This is a genomic window from Pseudomonas sp. AC247, from assembly GCF_979258015.1.
Map to the genome: position 1 here is coordinate 2,390,326 of NZ_OZ409829.1, position 15,524 is coordinate 2,405,849.

The following is a 15,524-nucleotide window of genomic DNA, read 5'->3' on the forward strand; positions in this document are numbered from 1 at the left end:
TCGGGTTCTTCGGATTCGACCCATTGCGAGCCCTATGCCGTTGCTTTTCAAACGTTCCTTGCTGCCCAAATTGCGCAGCTTCCCGCTGACCGCCGAGGCCGTGACCATTCTGTCCGGCGCCGCCGAGTTCCGTCGTTGCCTGCTGGAAAAAATCGCTGCGGCGACCCAGCGCATCTACATCGTCGCGCTGTATCTGCAGCAAGACGAAGCCGGTCAGGAAATCCTCGATGCCTTGCACGCCGCCAAGCTCAAACGCCCTGAGCTGGAAATCGCCGTGGTGGTCGATTGGCTGCGCGCCCAGCGCGGGCTGATCGGGGCCGGCAAGCAGCCGGGCAATTCGGCGTGGTACCAGGAAATGACCCGCACGCACCAGAGCGAAGTGCCGGTGTACGGCGTGCCAGTGCAGACTCGCGAGCTGTTCGGCGTTCTGCATTTGAAAGGCTTCGTGATCGACGATTGCGTGGTCTACAGCGGTGCCAGCCTGAACAACGTTTACCTGCACAAGTTCGACAAGTACCGTTTCGACCGCTATCACGTGCTGCAAAGCCACGAACTGGCGGACTCGATGCATCACCTGGTCAAGCATGGCCTGATCGAATCCAAAGCTGTGCATCGCCTCGATCTGCCCAACCTGCCGACTACGCGCAGCCTGCGCAACGACATCGGTGATCTGCGCAGTCGTCTCAAATATGCAACGTACGACACCGCCACTGGCAGCACTGCCAGAGACGGTCTGTGCGTTACGCCGTTGCTTGGTGTTGGCAAGAACAACCCGCTGAACCGGGCGATTCTCGAGCTGATTGCCAGCGCGCAAAAGCAGCTGACCATTTGCACGCCGTATTTCAATTTGCCGCTGGGGGTCATCCGCGAGATCAACCGCGCATTGGCGCGTGGCGTGAAGATCGACATCGTCGTCGGCGACAAGACTGCCAACGATTTCTACATCCCGCCGAGCGAGCCGTTCAAAGTGATCGCCGCGCTGCCGTACCTGTACGAGATCAGCCTGCGCCGCTTTGCCAAACGCCATCAGCGCAACATCGACAGCGGCCAGTTGAACCTGCACTTGTGGCGTGATGGCGATAACACCTATCACCTCAAGGGCATGTGGGTCGATCAGCGTTATACGCTGCTGACCGGCAATAACCTTAATCCACGGGCGTTCCGTCTGGATCTGGAAAACGCGCTGCTGATTGAGGACCCGAAGGGGGAATGGCTGGAACCACGGGCGAAGGAGCTGGAAGAAATTTTCCGCCATACCACGCGGATCGAGAATTTCCAGAGCCTGGAGACCTTGCCGGAATACCCGGCCGGGGTGGCCAAGTTTCTCAAGCGCGTGAGTCGGGTGCGGATCGAGCGGTTGCTGTACCGGATTTTGTAAGGTTTTACATTTGTGGCGGTCATGCAGCCGCTATCGCGAGCAGGCTCACTCCTACAGGGGAACGCATTCCAAATGTAGGAGTGAGCCTGCTCGCGATGGGGCCTTGCTAGACGCTACAAAAAATCAATTCAGACCAAGCTTGCCACGCAACGTGGACAGGTCTTCCGCCAGTGTATTCACCGGCCCGACCAGCGCCTTACGGTCGTTATCCTTCACCTTGTCATAGGTTTCAAACCCACCATCCTTGGTCTTGTACTTGGCCAGAATCTTGTCGACCGTGGCAAAGTTCTTGTCGACCTTCGCGACGAATGCCTTGTCCTGCTGCTCGATCTGCGGACGGAACAGATCGACGATTTTCTTCGCGCCGTCGATATTGCCCTGGAAGTCATACAGGTCGGTGTGGCTGTAGCGATCTTCTTCACCGGAGATCTTGGTTGCGGCGACTTCTTCCAGCAGCGCAGCAGCGCCACCGACTACTTTTTCAGGCGGGAAGGTCAGGCCGGCCACACGGGTTTGCAGGTCTTTGACGTCGCTGTTGAGCTTGTCCGCCAGTTCGTTCAGGCCCTGGGTGCTTTTCTCCGAGAACAGCGTGTACTCGATGCGATGGAAACCGGTGAAGTCGTCAGCCTTCACGCCTTTCTCGTGGTCGTCGACGCGCGAATCGATGGACGCATCGAGGTCACTGAACAGCTCGGCAATCGGCTCGATCGACTCGTAGTAGACGCGAGTCGGCGCGTAGAGCTTTTGCGCCGTGGCCAGGTCGCCTTTTTTCACGGCGTCGGTGAACTGTTGGGTGTGGCTGCCCAGCTCATCGAGTTGCTCGGTGACGTAAATCTTGTAGTCCGACACCGGCCCGACCAGATCCAGCGGCGCTGTCGCGGCGAATGCCGACAGCGGGGTGTTGAGCAAACCAAGGGTCAGCAATAACGCGAGTGGCGTCTTCTTCATGGGGCGGCTCCAGTGTTGAATGTTGTTTTTAGGCAGCGGTTTTGGGTTGTGTGGCGTTGAGCAGCGAGCGACCGATGAAATCCTTGTCGCCCGTGACACCCGGCAGGGTGAAGAAGTAACCGCCGCCGACCGGTTTGAGGTATTCCTCAAGCGGTTCGCCGTTGAGGCGGGTCTGCACGGTGATAAAGCCTTTTTCCAGATCGGCCTGGTAACAGATGAACAGCAGGCCCATGTCGAGTTGGCCGTTCTTGTTCACGCCATTCGAATAGTTGAATGGCCGGCGCAGGATCAGGTTGGCCTGACTCGCAGCGGTTCGCGGGTTGGCCAGACGAATGTGCGCGTCGAGTTTGGTCAGCTTGCCTTCCGGGTCTTTGTGGTAGTCCGGGACTTCAGTTTCGTGTTTGCCACCGATAGGCGCGCCGGAGGTTTTTACCCGGCCGAGGATGCTTTCCTGTTCCTGCAGCGGCGTGCGATCCCAGCGCTCGACAAAGTTGCGAATGATCCGCACCGCTTGGTAGCTACCATGCGCAGCCCAGGCCGGCTCATCGCTGCCCGGTTGCACCCAGACGATGCTGTCCATGGCTTTGCTATCGTTGGAGTTCGGGTTGGCCGAGCCGTCGCGAAATCCAAGAAAGTTACGCGCCGATTGCGCCGGCACACCGGCTTTCGCCGGGGCTTGCGGCGGCACGCTGCCTTCCTGCTTCCAGCGCACCAGCAGCAGATCGGGCAGGTTCTTGACGATGTCGCGCAGGGCGTGAATGTTGGTGTCGGTGGTGTTGGAGCAAAACTGCAGGCTCAGGTCGCCATGGCAGCAATCGGCTTCCAGCGCATCGTTGGGGAAACCGACCATGCGTTGCAGGCGCTTGGGCTTGGCATCGGCCAGACCAAAGCGCTCGTCGAACAGCGATTCGCCGACGGAAACGGTGATGGTCAGGTTGTCCGGCGTCACGTTCGGGCCGAGGATGCCGGAATCCGGCGGCGGCAGTTTCGGGTCGATCTGCTCAACCGGGCCGCCCTTCATCAGGAACGCGATGCGTTCGTTGAGGGAGCGGAACAATCGCTCAAGGTCTTCGCGATCACTGGCCAACACGTCGAACGAAACCAGCATGCCGGATGCGGGGCGCGGGGTGACGATGCCGGTCTGGTGCACGCCGTGGAAATCGTGGCGGTCTTCGGTTTTGTCGCTGCTCGGTGCTTCGGTGACTTGCGCCGGCGTGGCGGCCATGGCCGGGCAGCTCAGGGCTGAGCCGGCGAGGGCGACACCGGCGGCGCCCATGCCCATCAGGACACGGCGACGTTGCAGGTTGAGTGGTTCTGAATCGTTCATCGGTACTCGTCTTCTGCTTACAGGCCGGAGAGGCCGAGGGCGGGATCAATGCCATCCAGTGCGTCGGCCAGAGCCTGGGCCTTGTCGGCGATCTGCTTGCGTTGTTCGCCGCTGACGGAGTCGTAGCTGGCGTAGCCGTCCTTGATCTTGTAACTGTTGAGTTCGGTGTCGAAGTCCGCCAAGGCCTTGTCGATTTTCGGCAGCAGGTCAGCGGCTGACTTGGTCAGCATTGGCCGCAGCAGATCGACGACTTTGTGTGCGGTTTCGGCATTTGCGGCGAAACCGTTGAGGTCGCTGTGGCTGTAGCGTTCCTCTTCGCCGCTGGCAGCACGGACGTCGGCCAGAGTGTTGAGGTTGCGCACGACGATGTTCACCAGTTGCTCCGGTGGCAGCGATTGCGCGAGCAGTTGCTGTTTGAGCGTGGTGACGTCGCTGAGCAGGCGTTGGGCAACTGGCGTCAGCTCATCGAGTTTACGCTGCTGGAACAGGCCGAATTCGAGGCGGTGGAAGCCGACGAAGGCCGGATCCTGCTCGCGTTTTTCGAAGTAATCGGCGCGGGCGTTGATGCTGTTATCCAGTTCCGCCAGGCGCTGCGCGGCCGGGGCCAGACGCTGATACGCCGCACGGGCAGGCAGGTACAGCGCCTGAGCCTGGCTCAAGTCGCCGCTTTCAATCGCTTGATTGAGCGCGGTCACGGCTTTGATCAGCGCGCTGCCCTGGCTGGCCAGGTACACACGGAATTCCGACAGCGGCCCGACGAAAGCGACCATCGACGGTTTGGCTTTCGCGGCCGCATCGGAGGCGGCAGTCGGCGTGACGTGCAAGGTGCCGCGCGGGTTGCTCAGCAGGCCACAGGTGATCGCGTAATCGCCGGGTTGCAGATTGGCGTTGATCACCTGGCTCAGGCCCGGCGCGATGTTCTCGCGTTCTTCGACAACCAGCACGCCGTCGAGGATTTCCCATTCCACCGCGCGGTCGGAGCGGTTGACGATGCGGAAACTGGCGCGGCCGGCCGGTACGGTCAGCGCATTCGGTTCGCAACTGCCCGGATGGATATTGACCACCACTTCATCGTGATTGTGCTGACGCTTGGCCGCCGCCATTTTCGAGGCGTACCAGAACAGGCCACCGGCGGCGATCATGATGACCACCGAACCGGCCACCGCCCAACGCAAGGCGCGGGGAGGCGAGGCCTGAGGAGTATTAGGCTTTGACATGAATGCCCTTATTGGCTGGAAACGGAAGACGATTGTGCGGAGGGCTTCGGCGCGGGAGCCGGGTAAAAAAACATCACCAGCGCCATCACCAGATAAAGCAGGTAGGCACCAAGGGTGCTGACGGTCGGTGCATCCTGATAACCGAACATGCCGGCGAGCACCGAGCCCAGCGGGCCATCCATCGGCAGCGTCGCGCTGAAGTCGAACAGCACGGTTTGCAGGTGGTTCCACAGCCCGGCTTCATGCAGGGCCTGCACCGAATTGGCGAGAATCCCGGCGGCTACCACCAGAATGAACAGGCCGGTCCACTTGAAGAACGCCGAAAGATTCAGGCGCATGCTGCCGCTGTAGATCAGGAACCCGACGATGATCGCCAGGATCAGGCCGAGCAGGGCACCGATCGGCGCGCCCGGGCCTTCGCTCTGCTGGAACACCGCGAGGAGGAAGAACACTGTTTCCAGACCTTCGCGGGCCACAGCAAAAAACACCATGGCGATCAACGCGATCACCTGATGCTTGGAAGAAGTCAGCGCGTGATCGAGTGAGGCTTGCAGCGAATGCTTGATCGAACGCGCGACTTTGCGCATCCAGAACACCATCGAGCTGAGAATGCCCACCGCAACCAGTCCGACAATGCCTTCGAACAGTTCCTGCTGCTTCTGCGGAAATTCCGCGCTGACCAGTTCCAGACCTCCACCGACCAGCAGGGCGAGGGCGGCGGCGAGGAAAACGCCGATCCACACGGCAGGCATCCATTGGCCACGGCCGGTTTGCTGGAGGTAGCTGGCGATGATGCCAACGATCAGCGCGGCTTCAATGCCTTCGCGCAGCATGATCAGAAAGGGAACGAGCATTCGGTGTCCAATAAGTCATTCTGAGGGGTTACAAGTTGTAACATAATGACAAGCATTCTCACATGACAATCATTGACACAAACCTGAACAGTTGCTGAACAACTCGAAGAACAACCATTCTCATGTAGGAGCTGCCGCAGGCTGCGATCTTTTGATCTGTTTTTTTTACGATCAACATCAAAAGATCGCAGCCTGCGGCAGCTCCTGCATGGGTTGCGGTAAGATGCTTGCCACTCAAAAAACAACAAGGTTTACCGCGCTCCATGTCGGAAAAAGACACCATCGCCGTGCAACTGGTGCGTGAAGCGCTGCTGCAAAGTTGTGCCCCGGGCGTGGCCACGGATGAAGTCTTGAACAAGGTCGGGATTGATCCGGCGCTGCTGCAATCCGAGGGCGGGCGGGTACCGGCCTCGCAGTACGCCAGACTCTGGCGCCTGCTGGCCCGACGTGGCGACGACGAGTTTTTTGGCATGGACTCACGCAAGCTCAAGTCCGGCAGCCTGGAATTCCTCTGCCGCAGCGCGATGGCGCAACCGACGCTGGCGGCGGGTTTGAGCACGGGGCTGAGCTTTCTGTCGTTGATGCTGGAGCGCCTGCCGGCGCAGTTGGTGCATCAGCAAAGTCTCGCGGAGATTGTTCTGCATGAGGATGACAACGATCCGCGCCGTGCCTTCACCTATTTCACGTATTGGATGATCGTCCACGGCGTCGCCTGCTGGCTGGCGGGACGGCGGATTCCGATTCTGGCCATCGAACTGCGCTGTCCTGAGCCGGATTTTACCGATGACTACCGGGTGATGTTCTCGGAGAACCTGCGTTTCGATCGCCCCCGTACGCGAATGATCTTTTCCGCGGATTGCCTTGAGCTACCGATCAAACGTTCTGCCGAAGAGCTGAAACGCTTTTTGGCCCACGCGCCGGCGAACATTCTGGTGAAGTACCGCGACCCGGAGAGTCTCGCCAGTCGGATCAAGCAGGATCTGCGGCAGTTGCCGGCGGAGCAATGGCCGGAAACCGAGGCTTTGGCCCAGCAGTTGTGCATGTCGGCCTCGACCTTGCGCCGACGACTGGCCGAGGAAGGGCAGACGTATCAGGGCCTCAAGGACAGCGTGCGCAAGGAATTGGCGATTGTCTGGCTGGCGGAGCCTTCGATCAGTTTTGTCGAGATTGCCAGCCGGTTGGGGTTTGCCGATGCGAGTTCGTTTTATAAGGCGTTTCGTAAGTGGTCGGGGTCGAATCCGGGGCATTACCGCACGCTGATCCTCAATGAGGTTGTCTGACCCGGCCCTATCGCGAGCAGGCTCACTCCTACATTTGAAAGGCATTCCCCCTGTGATGATCGTTCCCACGCTCCGCGTGGGAATGCCTGATGGGACGCTCCGCGTTCCAATTCTGAAGTGGACGCAGAGCGTCCGGGACTGCATTCCCACGCGGAGCGTGGGAACGATCGGCAGGGGGGGCGATGTTGAGCTGTCTTGGCCAAACCAGTCAGCCACTTTGATGGCTTTGACCATTGCCCCAACCCCCACACAGCGCGACTATCCCTCTGTTGTTTACGCTTCCCAGCCTAATAAAAACACAGAGGGATTCTGGCAATGCGCGATTACTTGTCTGCCACCACACAGTTCAACTATCAGCACACCGTGGATGCCGCGCTCAGCGGTACGCTTGAGGCACTCAATGCCTGCGTCGAATGCTGCGACCGTCATGCCTTGCCGGGGCGTATCGCGCTGTTCTGGGAAGGTCGCGACGGCGCCAGTGCGACGTACACTTTCAGCGATCTGCAAGACAAAGCCGCGCGTTTCGCCAATTTCCTTCTCGCCCAAGGCGTGCAGAAGGGTGACAAGGTCGCCGGCCTGCTGCCACGCAACATCGAATTACTCATCACCGTGCTCGCCACCTGGCGCATCGGCGCGGTGTATCAGCCACTGTTCACCGCGTTCGGCCCCAAAGCCCTTGAACATCGCCTGACCAGCTCAGGCGCCAAAGTGGTGGTCACCGACGCGGTCAACCGGCCGAAACTCGCTGAGGTTGCCGATTGCCCAACCCTGGTCACCGTCGGCGGCGCCAAAGGCCAGGGCATCGTCCGTGGCGATTACAGCTTCTGGGCCGAACTGGCCAACTATTCCAACGTTTGCGAACCGGTGCTGCTGACCGGTGAAGATCCGTTCCTGCTGATGTTCACCTCGGGCACCACAGGCCCGTCGAAAGCGCTGTCGGTGCCGCTCAAAGCCATCGTCGCCTTCCAGAGCTACACCCGCGATGCCGTGGATCTGCGCCCGGAAGATTCATTCTGGAACGTCGCCGATCCCGGCTGGGCCTACGGCATTTATTTCGGCGTCACCGGCCCTTTGTCGATGGGGCATCCGATCACTTTCTACGATGGCCCGTTCACCCTCGAAAGCACCTGCCGGGTGATCAACAAATACGGCATCACCAACCTCACCGGTTCACCGACGGCCTACCGCCTGCTGATTGCCGGCGGTGATGAGTTTGCCAAGTCGATCAAGGGCAAACTGCGCATTGTCAGCAGCGCCGGCGAGCCCCTGAACCCAGAAGTGATCCGCTGGTTCGCCGACAACCTCGACGTGGTCATTCACGATCACTACGGCCAGACCGAACTGGGCATGGTCCTGTGCAACCACCACGGCCTCGACCACGCGGTTCACGTCGGTGCCGCCGGTTTTGCCTCGCCGGGCCATCGCATCGTCGTGCTCGATGATCAGTACAACGAACTCGGCGTCGGCCAGCCCGGCATCCTCGCCATCGACCGCCCGCAATCGCCGATGTGCTGGTTCGGTGGCTACGAAGGTGCGCCGACCAAAGCCTTCGTCGGCGATTACTACCTCAGCGGCGACACCGTGGAATGGAATCCGGACGGCAGCATCAGTTTCGTCGGTCGCAGCGATGACGTGATCACCACTTCCGGCTATCGCGTCGGTCCGTTCGACGTGGAAAGTGCGCTGATCGAACACCCGGCAGTGGTCGAAGCGGCGGTCGTCGGCAAACCGGACCCGGAGCGCACCGAACTGGTCAAAGCCTTCGTCGTGCTCAGTGCGCAATACCGTGCCGCGCCGGAGCTGGCCGAAGAACTGCGCCAACACGTGCGCAAACGTCTGGCCGCGCATTCGTACCCGCGTGAAATCGAATTTGTCAGCGAATTGCCCAAGACCCCGAGCGGCAAATTGCAGCGCTTTATCTTGCGCAACCAGGAAATCGCCAAGGCTCAAGAGGCCGCGGCGTCTAACGTTTCAGCTTGAATCAGGACCTACAGTCATGCAGATCGAGAACAAGGTTTTTATCGTCACTGGCGGCGCCTCCGGCCTTGGCGCCGCGACCGCTGAATTACTGGTGAATGCCGGCGCCAAAGTGATGTTGGTGGACATGAATGCCGAAGCCGTCGCTGCTCAGGCCCAGCGTCTGGGCGCGCAAAGTGTGGTCGCCGACATCAGCAACGAAGCCGCCGCCGAAGCCGCCGTGCAAGCGACCGTCGCCGCGTTTGGCAGCCTCAACGGTCTGGTCAACTGCGCCGGTATCGTGCGAGGCGAGAAGATCCTCGGCAAGAACGGCCCGCATGCGTTGAGCAGCTTCGCGCAAGTGATCAACGTCAACCTGATCGGTAGCTTCAACATGCTGCGTCTGGCCGCTGCGGCGATTGCCGAATCCGAAGCCAATGCCGACGGCGAACGCGGTGTAATCATCAACACCGCCTCGGTGGCAGCATTCGACGGCCAGATCGGCCAAGCGGCTTACGCCGCATCCAAAGGCGCAATCGCCAGTCTGACTCTGCCCGCCGCCCGTGAACTGGCGCGTTTCGGCATTCGCGTGATGACCATCGCACCGGGCATTTTCGAAACGCCGATGATGGCCGGCATGACCCCGGAAGTGCGCGATTCGCTGGCTGCCGGCGTACCGTTCCCGCCGCGCTTGGGCAAGCCTGCCGAATACGCTGCACTGGTTCGGCATATCATCGAAAACAGCATGCTCAACGGCGAGGTGATCCGTCTCGACGGCGCCTTGCGCATGGCCGCCAAGTAAGAGGATTTGTCATGACTATTTCCAACGATCCGATTGTTATCGTCAGCGCCGTGCGTACGCCAATGGGCGGTTTTCAGGGTGAACTGAAAAGCCTCACCGCGCCGCAACTCGGCGCTGCGGCGATCAAGGCTGCGGTTGAACGTGCCGGTGTCGCCAGCGACGCGGTCGATGAAGTGCTGTTTGGTTGTGTGTTGCCCGCAGGTCTCGGCCAGGCGCCGGCGCGTCAGGCTGCGCTGGGGGCCGGGCTGGACAAATCGACCCGTTGCACCACCGTCAACAAGATGTGCGGTTCGGGCATGGAGACCACCATTCTCGCCCACGACATGCTGATCGCCGGCAGTGCCGATGTGGTCATCGCTGGCGGCATGGAGAGCATGTCCAACTCGCCGTATCTGCTGGATCGCGCTCGCGCCGGTTACCGCATGGGCCATGGTCGCGTGCTTGATTCGATGTTCCTCGACGGCCTCGAAGACGCCTACGACAAGGGGCGCCTGATGGGCACCTTTGCCGAAGATTGTGCCGAGACCAATCATTTCAGCCGCGAAGCGCAGGATGCCTTTGCCATCGCCTCGACCACCCGCGCGCAGCAGGCGATTCAGGACGGCAGCTTCAAGGACGAAATCGTCCCGCTGACCGTGACCGTCGGCAAAGAACAGGTGCTGATCAGCAACGACGAGCAGCCGCCGAAAGCCAAACTGGACAAGATCGCCTCACTGAAACCGGCCTTCCGCGAAGGCGGCACGGTGACGGCGGCCAATTCCAGTTCGATCTCTGACGGCGCGGCGGCGCTGCTGCTGATGCGTCAGTCGCAGGCACAGAAACTGGGGCTGAAACCGTTGGCCGTGATCCATGGTCATGCCGCGTTCGCCGATACCCCCGGCCTGTTCCCGGTGGCGCCGATTGGTGCGATCAAGAAGCTGATCAAGAAAACCGGCTGGTCGCTGGGTGACGTTGATCTGTTCGAGGTCAACGAAGCGTTTGCCGTGGTCGGCATGGCGGCGATGACGGATCTGGAAATCCCCCACGACAAGCTCAACGTGCATGGCGGTGCATGTGCGCTGGGCCATCCGATCGGTGCGTCGGGTGCGCGGATTCTGGTGACATTGCTGTCGGCCCTGCGCCAGCGAAACCTCAAGCGCGGTATCGCTGCGATCTGCATCGGCGGTGGCGAAGCCACAGCCATGGCCGTGGAATGCCTCTACTAAACACTCTCCCCATGTAGGAGCTGTCGAGTGCAACGAGGCTGCGATCTTTTGATCTTGTTTTTAAGATCAAGATCAAAAGATCGCAGCCTGCGGCAGCTCCTACAGGGGGGTGTGGTCAACCGGATTTAAGGATTCAGCATGATTCCCAACGAAGACCAAACCCAGATCCGCGACATGGCCCGGCAGTTTGCCGAGGAACGCCTCAAGCCGTTCGCCGCCGAGTGGGATCGCGAACACCGCTTCCCCAAGGAAGCCATCGGTGAAATGGCCGAGCTGGGCTTCTTCGGCATGCTCGTGCCGGAGCAGTGGGGCGGTTGCGACACCGGCTACCTGGCGTACGCCATGGCCCTGGAAGAAATCGCTGCGGGCGATGGCGCCTGCTCAACGATCATGAGCGTGCACAACTCGGTCGGCTGCGTGCCGATCCTCAAATTCGGCAACGACGATCAGCGCGAGCGTTTCCTCAAGCCGCTGGCCAGCGGTGCCATGCTCGGTGCCTTCGCGCTGACCGAGCCACAAGCCGGTTCCGACGCCAGCAGCCTGAAAACCCGCGCGCGGCTGGAAGGCGATCACTATGTGTTGAACGGCTGCAAACAGTTCATCACTTCCGGGCAAAACGCCGGGATCGTCATCGTTTTTGCGGTGACTGATCCGAGCGCCGGCAAGCGCGGGATCACGGCGTTCATCGTGCCGACCGATTCGCCGGGCTATAAAGTCGCTCGCGTCGAAGACAAGCTCGGCCAGCACGCCTCTGACACTTGCCAGATTCTCTTCGAAGACGTGAAAGTGCCGGTGGCCAACCGTTTGGGCGAGGAGGGCGAGGGCTACAAGATTGCCTTGGCCAACCTTGAGGGCGGCCGTGTCGGCATCGCCTCGCAATCGGTGGGCATGGCCCGTGCGGCATTCGAAGCGGCGCGTGATTACGCCCGTGAGCGTGACACCTTCGGCAAGCCGATCATCGAACACCAGGCTGTCGCCTTCCGCCTCGCCGACATGGCCACGCAGATCGCCGTCGCGCGGCAAATGGTGCATTACGCCGCCGCTTTGCGCGACAGTGGGCAACCGGCACTGGTCGAGGCATCGATGGCCAAACTGTTCGCCTCGGAAATGGCCGAGAAGGTCTGTTCGATGGCATTGCAGACGCTAGGCGGTTACGGTTACCTCAACGACTTCCCGCTGGAACGCATCTACCGCGACGTGCGCGTCTGCCAGATTTACGAAGGCACCAGCGACATTCAGCGCATGGTCATCTCCCGCAACCTATAAACCCACCCCCGTGTGTAGGAGCTGACGAGTGCAACGAGGCTGCGATCTTTTGATCTTGAAAATCAAAGTCAACAGATCGCAGCCTGCGGCAGCTCCTACAGGAATGAATTCAGGAGTTATGTATGAGCTACGAAACGATTCTGCTGGAAAACCACGGCCGCGTTGGCCTGATCACCCTCAACCGTCCGCAGGCGCTGAATGCCCTGAACGCGCAGCTGGTCAGCGAAGTCAATCAGGCGCTGGATACCTTGGAAGCGGACGCGAACATCGGTTGCATCGTCATCACCGGTTCGAAAAAAGCCTTCGCCGCCGGTGCCGACATCAAGGAAATGGCTGAGCTGACCTACCCGCAGATCTACATGGATGACCTGTTCAGCGACAGCGATCGCGTGGCTAACCGACGCAAGCCGATCATCGCCGCAGTCAACGGTTTCGCCCTTGGCGGTGGCTGTGAACTGGCGCTGATGTGCGACTTCATTCTGGCCGGCGACAACGCCAAATTCGGCCAACCGGAAATCAACCTCGGCGTGTTGCCGGGCATGGGCGGAACCCAGCGTTTGACCCGCGCCGTAGGCAAGGCCAAGGCCATGGAGATGTGTTTGAGCGGGCGCTTGATTGATGCGGTGGAAGCGGAGCGTTGCGGGATTGTGGCGCGTATCGTGCCGAGCGATGAGCTGCTCGATGAAGCGCTAAAGGTGGCGGCGGTGATCGCCAGCAAGTCGTTGCCGATTGCGATGATGGTCAAGGAGAGCGTGAATCGTGCGTTCGAAGTCAACCTGACTGAAGGCGTACGGTTTGAGCGCCGGGTGTTCCATGCGGCGTTTGCCACGCAGGATCAGAAGGAAGGCATGGCGGCGTTCGTCGCCAAGCGTGCGCCGGAGTTCCAGGGCAAATAACATCGCGGCCAGTTCCTGCATTCTGTAGGAGCTGCCGCAGGCTGCGATCTTTTGATTTTGCTCTCAGGATCAAAGGATCGCAGCCTCGTTGCACTCGACAGCTCCTACAGGTTAGAGCTGGTAGTTCTTCAGGTCGCGAGCAATGACCATCCGCTGTATCTCGCTCGACCCCTCATATATCTGCGTGATCCGCGCATCGCGGTAGTACTTCTCGACCGGATAATCCTCCAGATAGCCATACCCGCCATGAATCTGAATCGCTGACGAACAGACCTTCTCGGCCATTTCCGAGGCAAACAATTTGGCCTGCGAGGCTTCCGACAAACACGGTTTACCCGCCGAACGCAGGCGCGCCGCGTGCAGGATCAGCAGGCGTGCCGCGTTGATCTGCATGTGCATGTCGGCCAGCAGGTTGGCGATGCTCTGGTGTTCGATGATCGGCTTGTCGAACTGCACCCGATCTTTCGAGTAGGCGAGCGCCGCTTCAAACGCCGCGCGGGCTATGCCGAGCGCCTGAGCGGCGATGCCGATACGTCCGCCCTCAAGATTGGACAGGGCAATCGCCAGGCCTTTGCCGCGTTCGCCGAGCAGGTTGGCCTCGGGAATGCTGCAGTTGTTCAACGTCACGGCGCAGGTGTCGGAAGCACGGATACCCATTTTGTGTTCGGTGCGATCAACGATAAAACCGGCGGTATCCGTCGGTACCAGAAACGCCGAAATGCCTTTCTTGCCCAGATCGGGATCGGTCACTGCAAACACGATCGCCAGTTTTGCCCGTTTGCCATTGCTGACAAATTGCTTGGAACCGTTGATCACCCACTGGCCGTCGCGCAGCTCGGCGCGGGTGCGCAGGTTGTGCGCCTCGGAGCCGGCCTGCGGCTCGGTCAGGCAGAAGCAGCCGATGGTTTTGCCACTGGCCAGATCCGCCAGCCAGGTTTGCTTTTGTGCTTCGCTGCCGTAGTTGAGCACCGGGCCGCAGCCGACCGAGTTGTGGATACTCATGAACGCGCCAGTCGCGCCATCGCCTGCGGAAATCTCTTCGACCGCCAAGGCATACGCCACGTAGTCAACATAAGTACCGCCCCATTCTTCGGGCACCACCATGCCGAGCAAACCCAGTTCGCCCATCTTCGCGACCAGCGCGTCGTCGATCCAGCCAGCCTTTTCCCACGCTTGCGCGTGCGGTGCGATTTCGCCACGGGCGAAGTCCCGGGCCATGTCGCGGATCATCACTTGTTCTTCAGTCAGTTCGAGATCGTGCATGGCTCAGTTCCCGCTCTCAGCAAACCCGTGGAAGAAACTCGCGACATGGTCCGCGTCGAGCGCAGTCAGAGTCGGCGGGTTCCAGCGAGGTGTCTTGTCTTTGTCGATCAGCAGGGCACGTACGCCCTCGATCAAGTCGCCGCGCTCAAACCACTGGCGGTCCAGATGCAGCTCCAGTGCGAAGCACTGTTCCAGGCTCAGGTGACGGCCGCGACGGAGCATGTCCAGGGTCACGGCCATGGCCAGTGGCGAGCGGGTTTCCAGCAGATTCGCGGTGGCGGTTGCCCATTCATGACTGTCGGCGACGGTGACCGCGCGCAGTTGCTCGACCATGCTTGGCACGTCGGGCAGGGCGAAGAAGTGGTCGATGGCCGGGCGCAGCGCTTCCAGTGGCGGATCGGCCAGGGTTTGCACGGCGTGTTTGGCCAACAGGTTCTGCAGCGCCTTGAGCGGCGTATCTTGCCATTCCAGTTGATCGAGTTTTTCATCGAGCAGCGCCAGTTTGCTGCTGTCCAGATACCAGTCGGCGAGGCCGCAATAGAGCGCATCGGCCGCGCGAATCTGTACGCCGCTGACGCCCAGATAAATCCCCAGTTCACCGGGAATCCGCGACAGGAAATAACTGCCGCCGACGTCCGGGAAATAACCGATGGCCACTTCCGGCATCGCCAGTCGGCTCTTCTCGGTGACCACGCGCAGATCCGCGCCCTGCACCAGGCCCATGCCGCCGCCGAGGACAAAACCGTCCATCAAGGCCAGCACCGGTTTGCGGTAGTGGTGGATTGTCAGGTCGAGGGCGTATTCCTCGACGAAGAAGTCTTCGTGCAAGGTATCGCCGCTTTTGAAGCTGTCGTACAGCAAGCGAATGTCGCCGCCGGCGCAGAAGGCTTTTTCACCGGCACCGCGCAGCACTACTGCATGGACATTGGCGTCAGCCGCCCAGGCGTCGAGCTGTTGTTGCAGCAGGCGCACCATGTCGAGGGTGATGGCGTTGAGGCCGGCGGGGCGGTTGAGGGTCAGGTGACCGATGTGGTTGCGAACCTCGGCCAGCACGTCGTCTTGCGTGGCATCCATGGACTGAGTCCGCGGGGATGAAGCCTGAGCTGTCATCAGTAACTCCCTGCTTTTATTG

At 60.6% G+C, this 15,524-nt stretch carries 13 protein-coding genes; 7 read left to right on the top strand and 6 right to left on the bottom strand.

The window, feature by feature from the left end; genetic code table 11:
* Window positions 1–34: 34 nt before the first annotated feature.
* Window positions 35–1,378: a CDP-diacylglycerol--serine O-phosphatidyltransferase gene (pssA, locus tag ACZZ0B_RS11105; protein WP_440093858.1), complete on the top strand. Its 1,344-nt coding sequence runs from the start codon at window positions 35–37 to the stop codon at window positions 1,376–1,378.
* Window positions 1,379–1,501: 123 nt separating this feature from the next.
* On the opposite strand, the gene efeO (ACZZ0B_RS11110) is transcribed toward pssA, so the two are convergent.
* The 4 genes from efeO (ACZZ0B_RS11110) to efeU are packed head-to-tail and all read right to left on the bottom strand — an operon-like array spanning window position 1,502 to window position 5,724.
* Window positions 1,502–2,326, bottom strand: a complete 825-nt coding sequence (gene efeO / locus ACZZ0B_RS11110) for an iron uptake system protein EfeO (protein ID WP_008082584.1) — start codon at window positions 2,324–2,326, stop codon at window positions 1,502–1,504.
* 28 nt (window positions 2,327–2,354) lie between these two features.
* Window positions 2,355–3,653, bottom strand: a complete 1,299-nt coding sequence (efeB, locus tag ACZZ0B_RS11115; RefSeq protein ID WP_463545172.1) for an iron uptake transporter deferrochelatase/peroxidase subunit — start codon at window positions 3,651–3,653, stop codon at window positions 2,355–2,357.
* 17 nt (window positions 3,654–3,670) lie between these two features.
* Window positions 3,671–4,870, bottom strand: coding sequence for an iron uptake system protein EfeO (gene efeO / locus ACZZ0B_RS11120; protein ID WP_463545173.1), 1,200 nt, complete (start codon window positions 4,868–4,870; stop codon window positions 3,671–3,673).
* A gap of 8 nt (window positions 4,871–4,878) precedes the next feature.
* Window positions 4,879–5,724: an iron uptake transporter permease EfeU gene (gene efeU, locus ACZZ0B_RS11125; RefSeq protein WP_008082581.1), complete on the bottom strand. Its 846-nt coding sequence runs from the start codon at window positions 5,722–5,724 to the stop codon at window positions 4,879–4,881.
* A 263-nt stretch (window positions 5,725–5,987) separates the two neighbouring features.
* Between efeU and ACZZ0B_RS11130 the strand changes: the two genes are divergently transcribed.
* The 6 genes from ACZZ0B_RS11130 (at window position 5,988) to ACZZ0B_RS11155 (ending at window position 13,129) form a co-directional block, all read left to right on the top strand.
* Window positions 5,988–7,004 (top strand): AraC family transcriptional regulator, encoded by a 1,017-nt coding sequence (locus tag ACZZ0B_RS11130; RefSeq protein ID WP_463545174.1) that lies wholly within the window; start codon window positions 5,988–5,990, stop codon window positions 7,002–7,004.
* A gap of 315 nt (window positions 7,005–7,319) precedes the next feature.
* Window positions 7,320–8,984: an AMP-binding protein gene (locus tag ACZZ0B_RS11135; RefSeq protein ID WP_463545175.1), complete on the top strand. Its 1,665-nt coding sequence runs from the start codon at window positions 7,320–7,322 to the stop codon at window positions 8,982–8,984.
* A gap of 16 nt (window positions 8,985–9,000) precedes the next feature.
* Window positions 9,001–9,762: an SDR family NAD(P)-dependent oxidoreductase gene (locus tag ACZZ0B_RS11140; RefSeq protein ID WP_053120266.1), complete on the top strand. Its 762-nt coding sequence runs from the start codon at window positions 9,001–9,003 to the stop codon at window positions 9,760–9,762.
* A gap of 11 nt (window positions 9,763–9,773) precedes the next feature.
* Window positions 9,774–10,967, top strand: a complete 1,194-nt coding sequence (locus tag ACZZ0B_RS11145; protein WP_463545176.1) for an acetyl-CoA C-acyltransferase — start codon at window positions 9,774–9,776, stop codon at window positions 10,965–10,967.
* 138 nt (window positions 10,968–11,105) lie between these two features.
* A complete protein-coding gene (locus tag ACZZ0B_RS11150) occupies window positions 11,106–12,233 on the top strand; it encodes an acyl-CoA dehydrogenase (protein ID WP_007918873.1) in 1,128 nt (375 codons plus the stop codon).
* A gap of 122 nt (window positions 12,234–12,355) precedes the next feature.
* Complete coding sequence (locus ACZZ0B_RS11155) at window positions 12,356–13,129, top strand: enoyl-CoA hydratase (protein WP_463545177.1); 774 nt, start codon at window positions 12,356–12,358, stop codon at window positions 13,127–13,129.
* A gap of 111 nt (window positions 13,130–13,240) precedes the next feature.
* Here the strand turns inward: ACZZ0B_RS11155 and ACZZ0B_RS11160 are convergent, their stop codons facing one another.
* Both ACZZ0B_RS11160 and ACZZ0B_RS11165 read right to left on the bottom strand, forming a co-directional pair.
* Window positions 13,241–14,392, bottom strand: a complete 1,152-nt coding sequence (locus tag ACZZ0B_RS11160; RefSeq protein WP_463545178.1) for an acyl-CoA dehydrogenase family protein — start codon at window positions 14,390–14,392, stop codon at window positions 13,241–13,243.
* Window positions 14,393–14,395: 3 nt separating this feature from the next.
* Window positions 14,396–15,502 carry an enoyl-CoA hydratase/isomerase family protein gene (locus ACZZ0B_RS11165; protein ID WP_463545179.1) on the bottom strand — a complete coding sequence of 369 codons (1,107 nt, stop codon included), beginning with the start codon at window positions 15,500–15,502 and terminating at the stop codon, window positions 14,396–14,398.
* Between the last annotated feature and the right edge of the window lie 22 nt (window positions 15,503–15,524).

What these genes read in the sequence shown, in the direction of transcription:
- pssA (WP_440093858.1), top strand. Translation starts at nt 35, where the DNA reads ATGCCGTTGCTTTTCAAACGTTCCTTGCTGCCCAAATTGCGCAGCTTC.
- efeO (WP_008082584.1), bottom strand. Translation starts at nt 2,326, where the DNA reads ATGAAGAAGACGCCACTCGCGTTATTGCTGACCCTTGGTTTGCTCAAC.
- efeB (WP_463545172.1), bottom strand. Translation starts at nt 3,653, where the DNA reads ATGAACGATTCAGAACCACTCAACCTGCAACGTCGCCGTGTCCTGATG.
- efeO (WP_463545173.1), bottom strand. Translation starts at nt 4,870, where the DNA reads ATGTCAAAGCCTAATACTCCTCAGGCCTCGCCTCCCCGCGCCTTGCGT.
- efeU (WP_008082581.1), bottom strand. Translation starts at nt 5,724, where the DNA reads ATGCTCGTTCCCTTTCTGATCATGCTGCGCGAAGGCATTGAAGCCGCG.
- ACZZ0B_RS11130 (WP_463545174.1), top strand. Translation starts at nt 5,988, where the DNA reads ATGTCGGAAAAAGACACCATCGCCGTGCAACTGGTGCGTGAAGCGCTG.
- ACZZ0B_RS11135 (WP_463545175.1), top strand. Translation starts at nt 7,320, where the DNA reads ATGCGCGATTACTTGTCTGCCACCACACAGTTCAACTATCAGCACACC.
- ACZZ0B_RS11140 (WP_053120266.1), top strand. Translation starts at nt 9,001, where the DNA reads ATGCAGATCGAGAACAAGGTTTTTATCGTCACTGGCGGCGCCTCCGGC.
- ACZZ0B_RS11145 (WP_463545176.1), top strand. Translation starts at nt 9,774, where the DNA reads ATGACTATTTCCAACGATCCGATTGTTATCGTCAGCGCCGTGCGTACG.
- ACZZ0B_RS11150 (WP_007918873.1), top strand. Translation starts at nt 11,106, where the DNA reads ATGATTCCCAACGAAGACCAAACCCAGATCCGCGACATGGCCCGGCAG.
- ACZZ0B_RS11155 (WP_463545177.1), top strand. Translation starts at nt 12,356, where the DNA reads ATGAGCTACGAAACGATTCTGCTGGAAAACCACGGCCGCGTTGGCCTG.
- ACZZ0B_RS11160 (WP_463545178.1), bottom strand. Translation starts at nt 14,392, where the DNA reads ATGCACGATCTCGAACTGACTGAAGAACAAGTGATGATCCGCGACATG.
- ACZZ0B_RS11165 (WP_463545179.1), bottom strand. Translation starts at nt 15,502, where the DNA reads ATGACAGCTCAGGCTTCATCCCCGCGGACTCAGTCCATGGATGCCACG.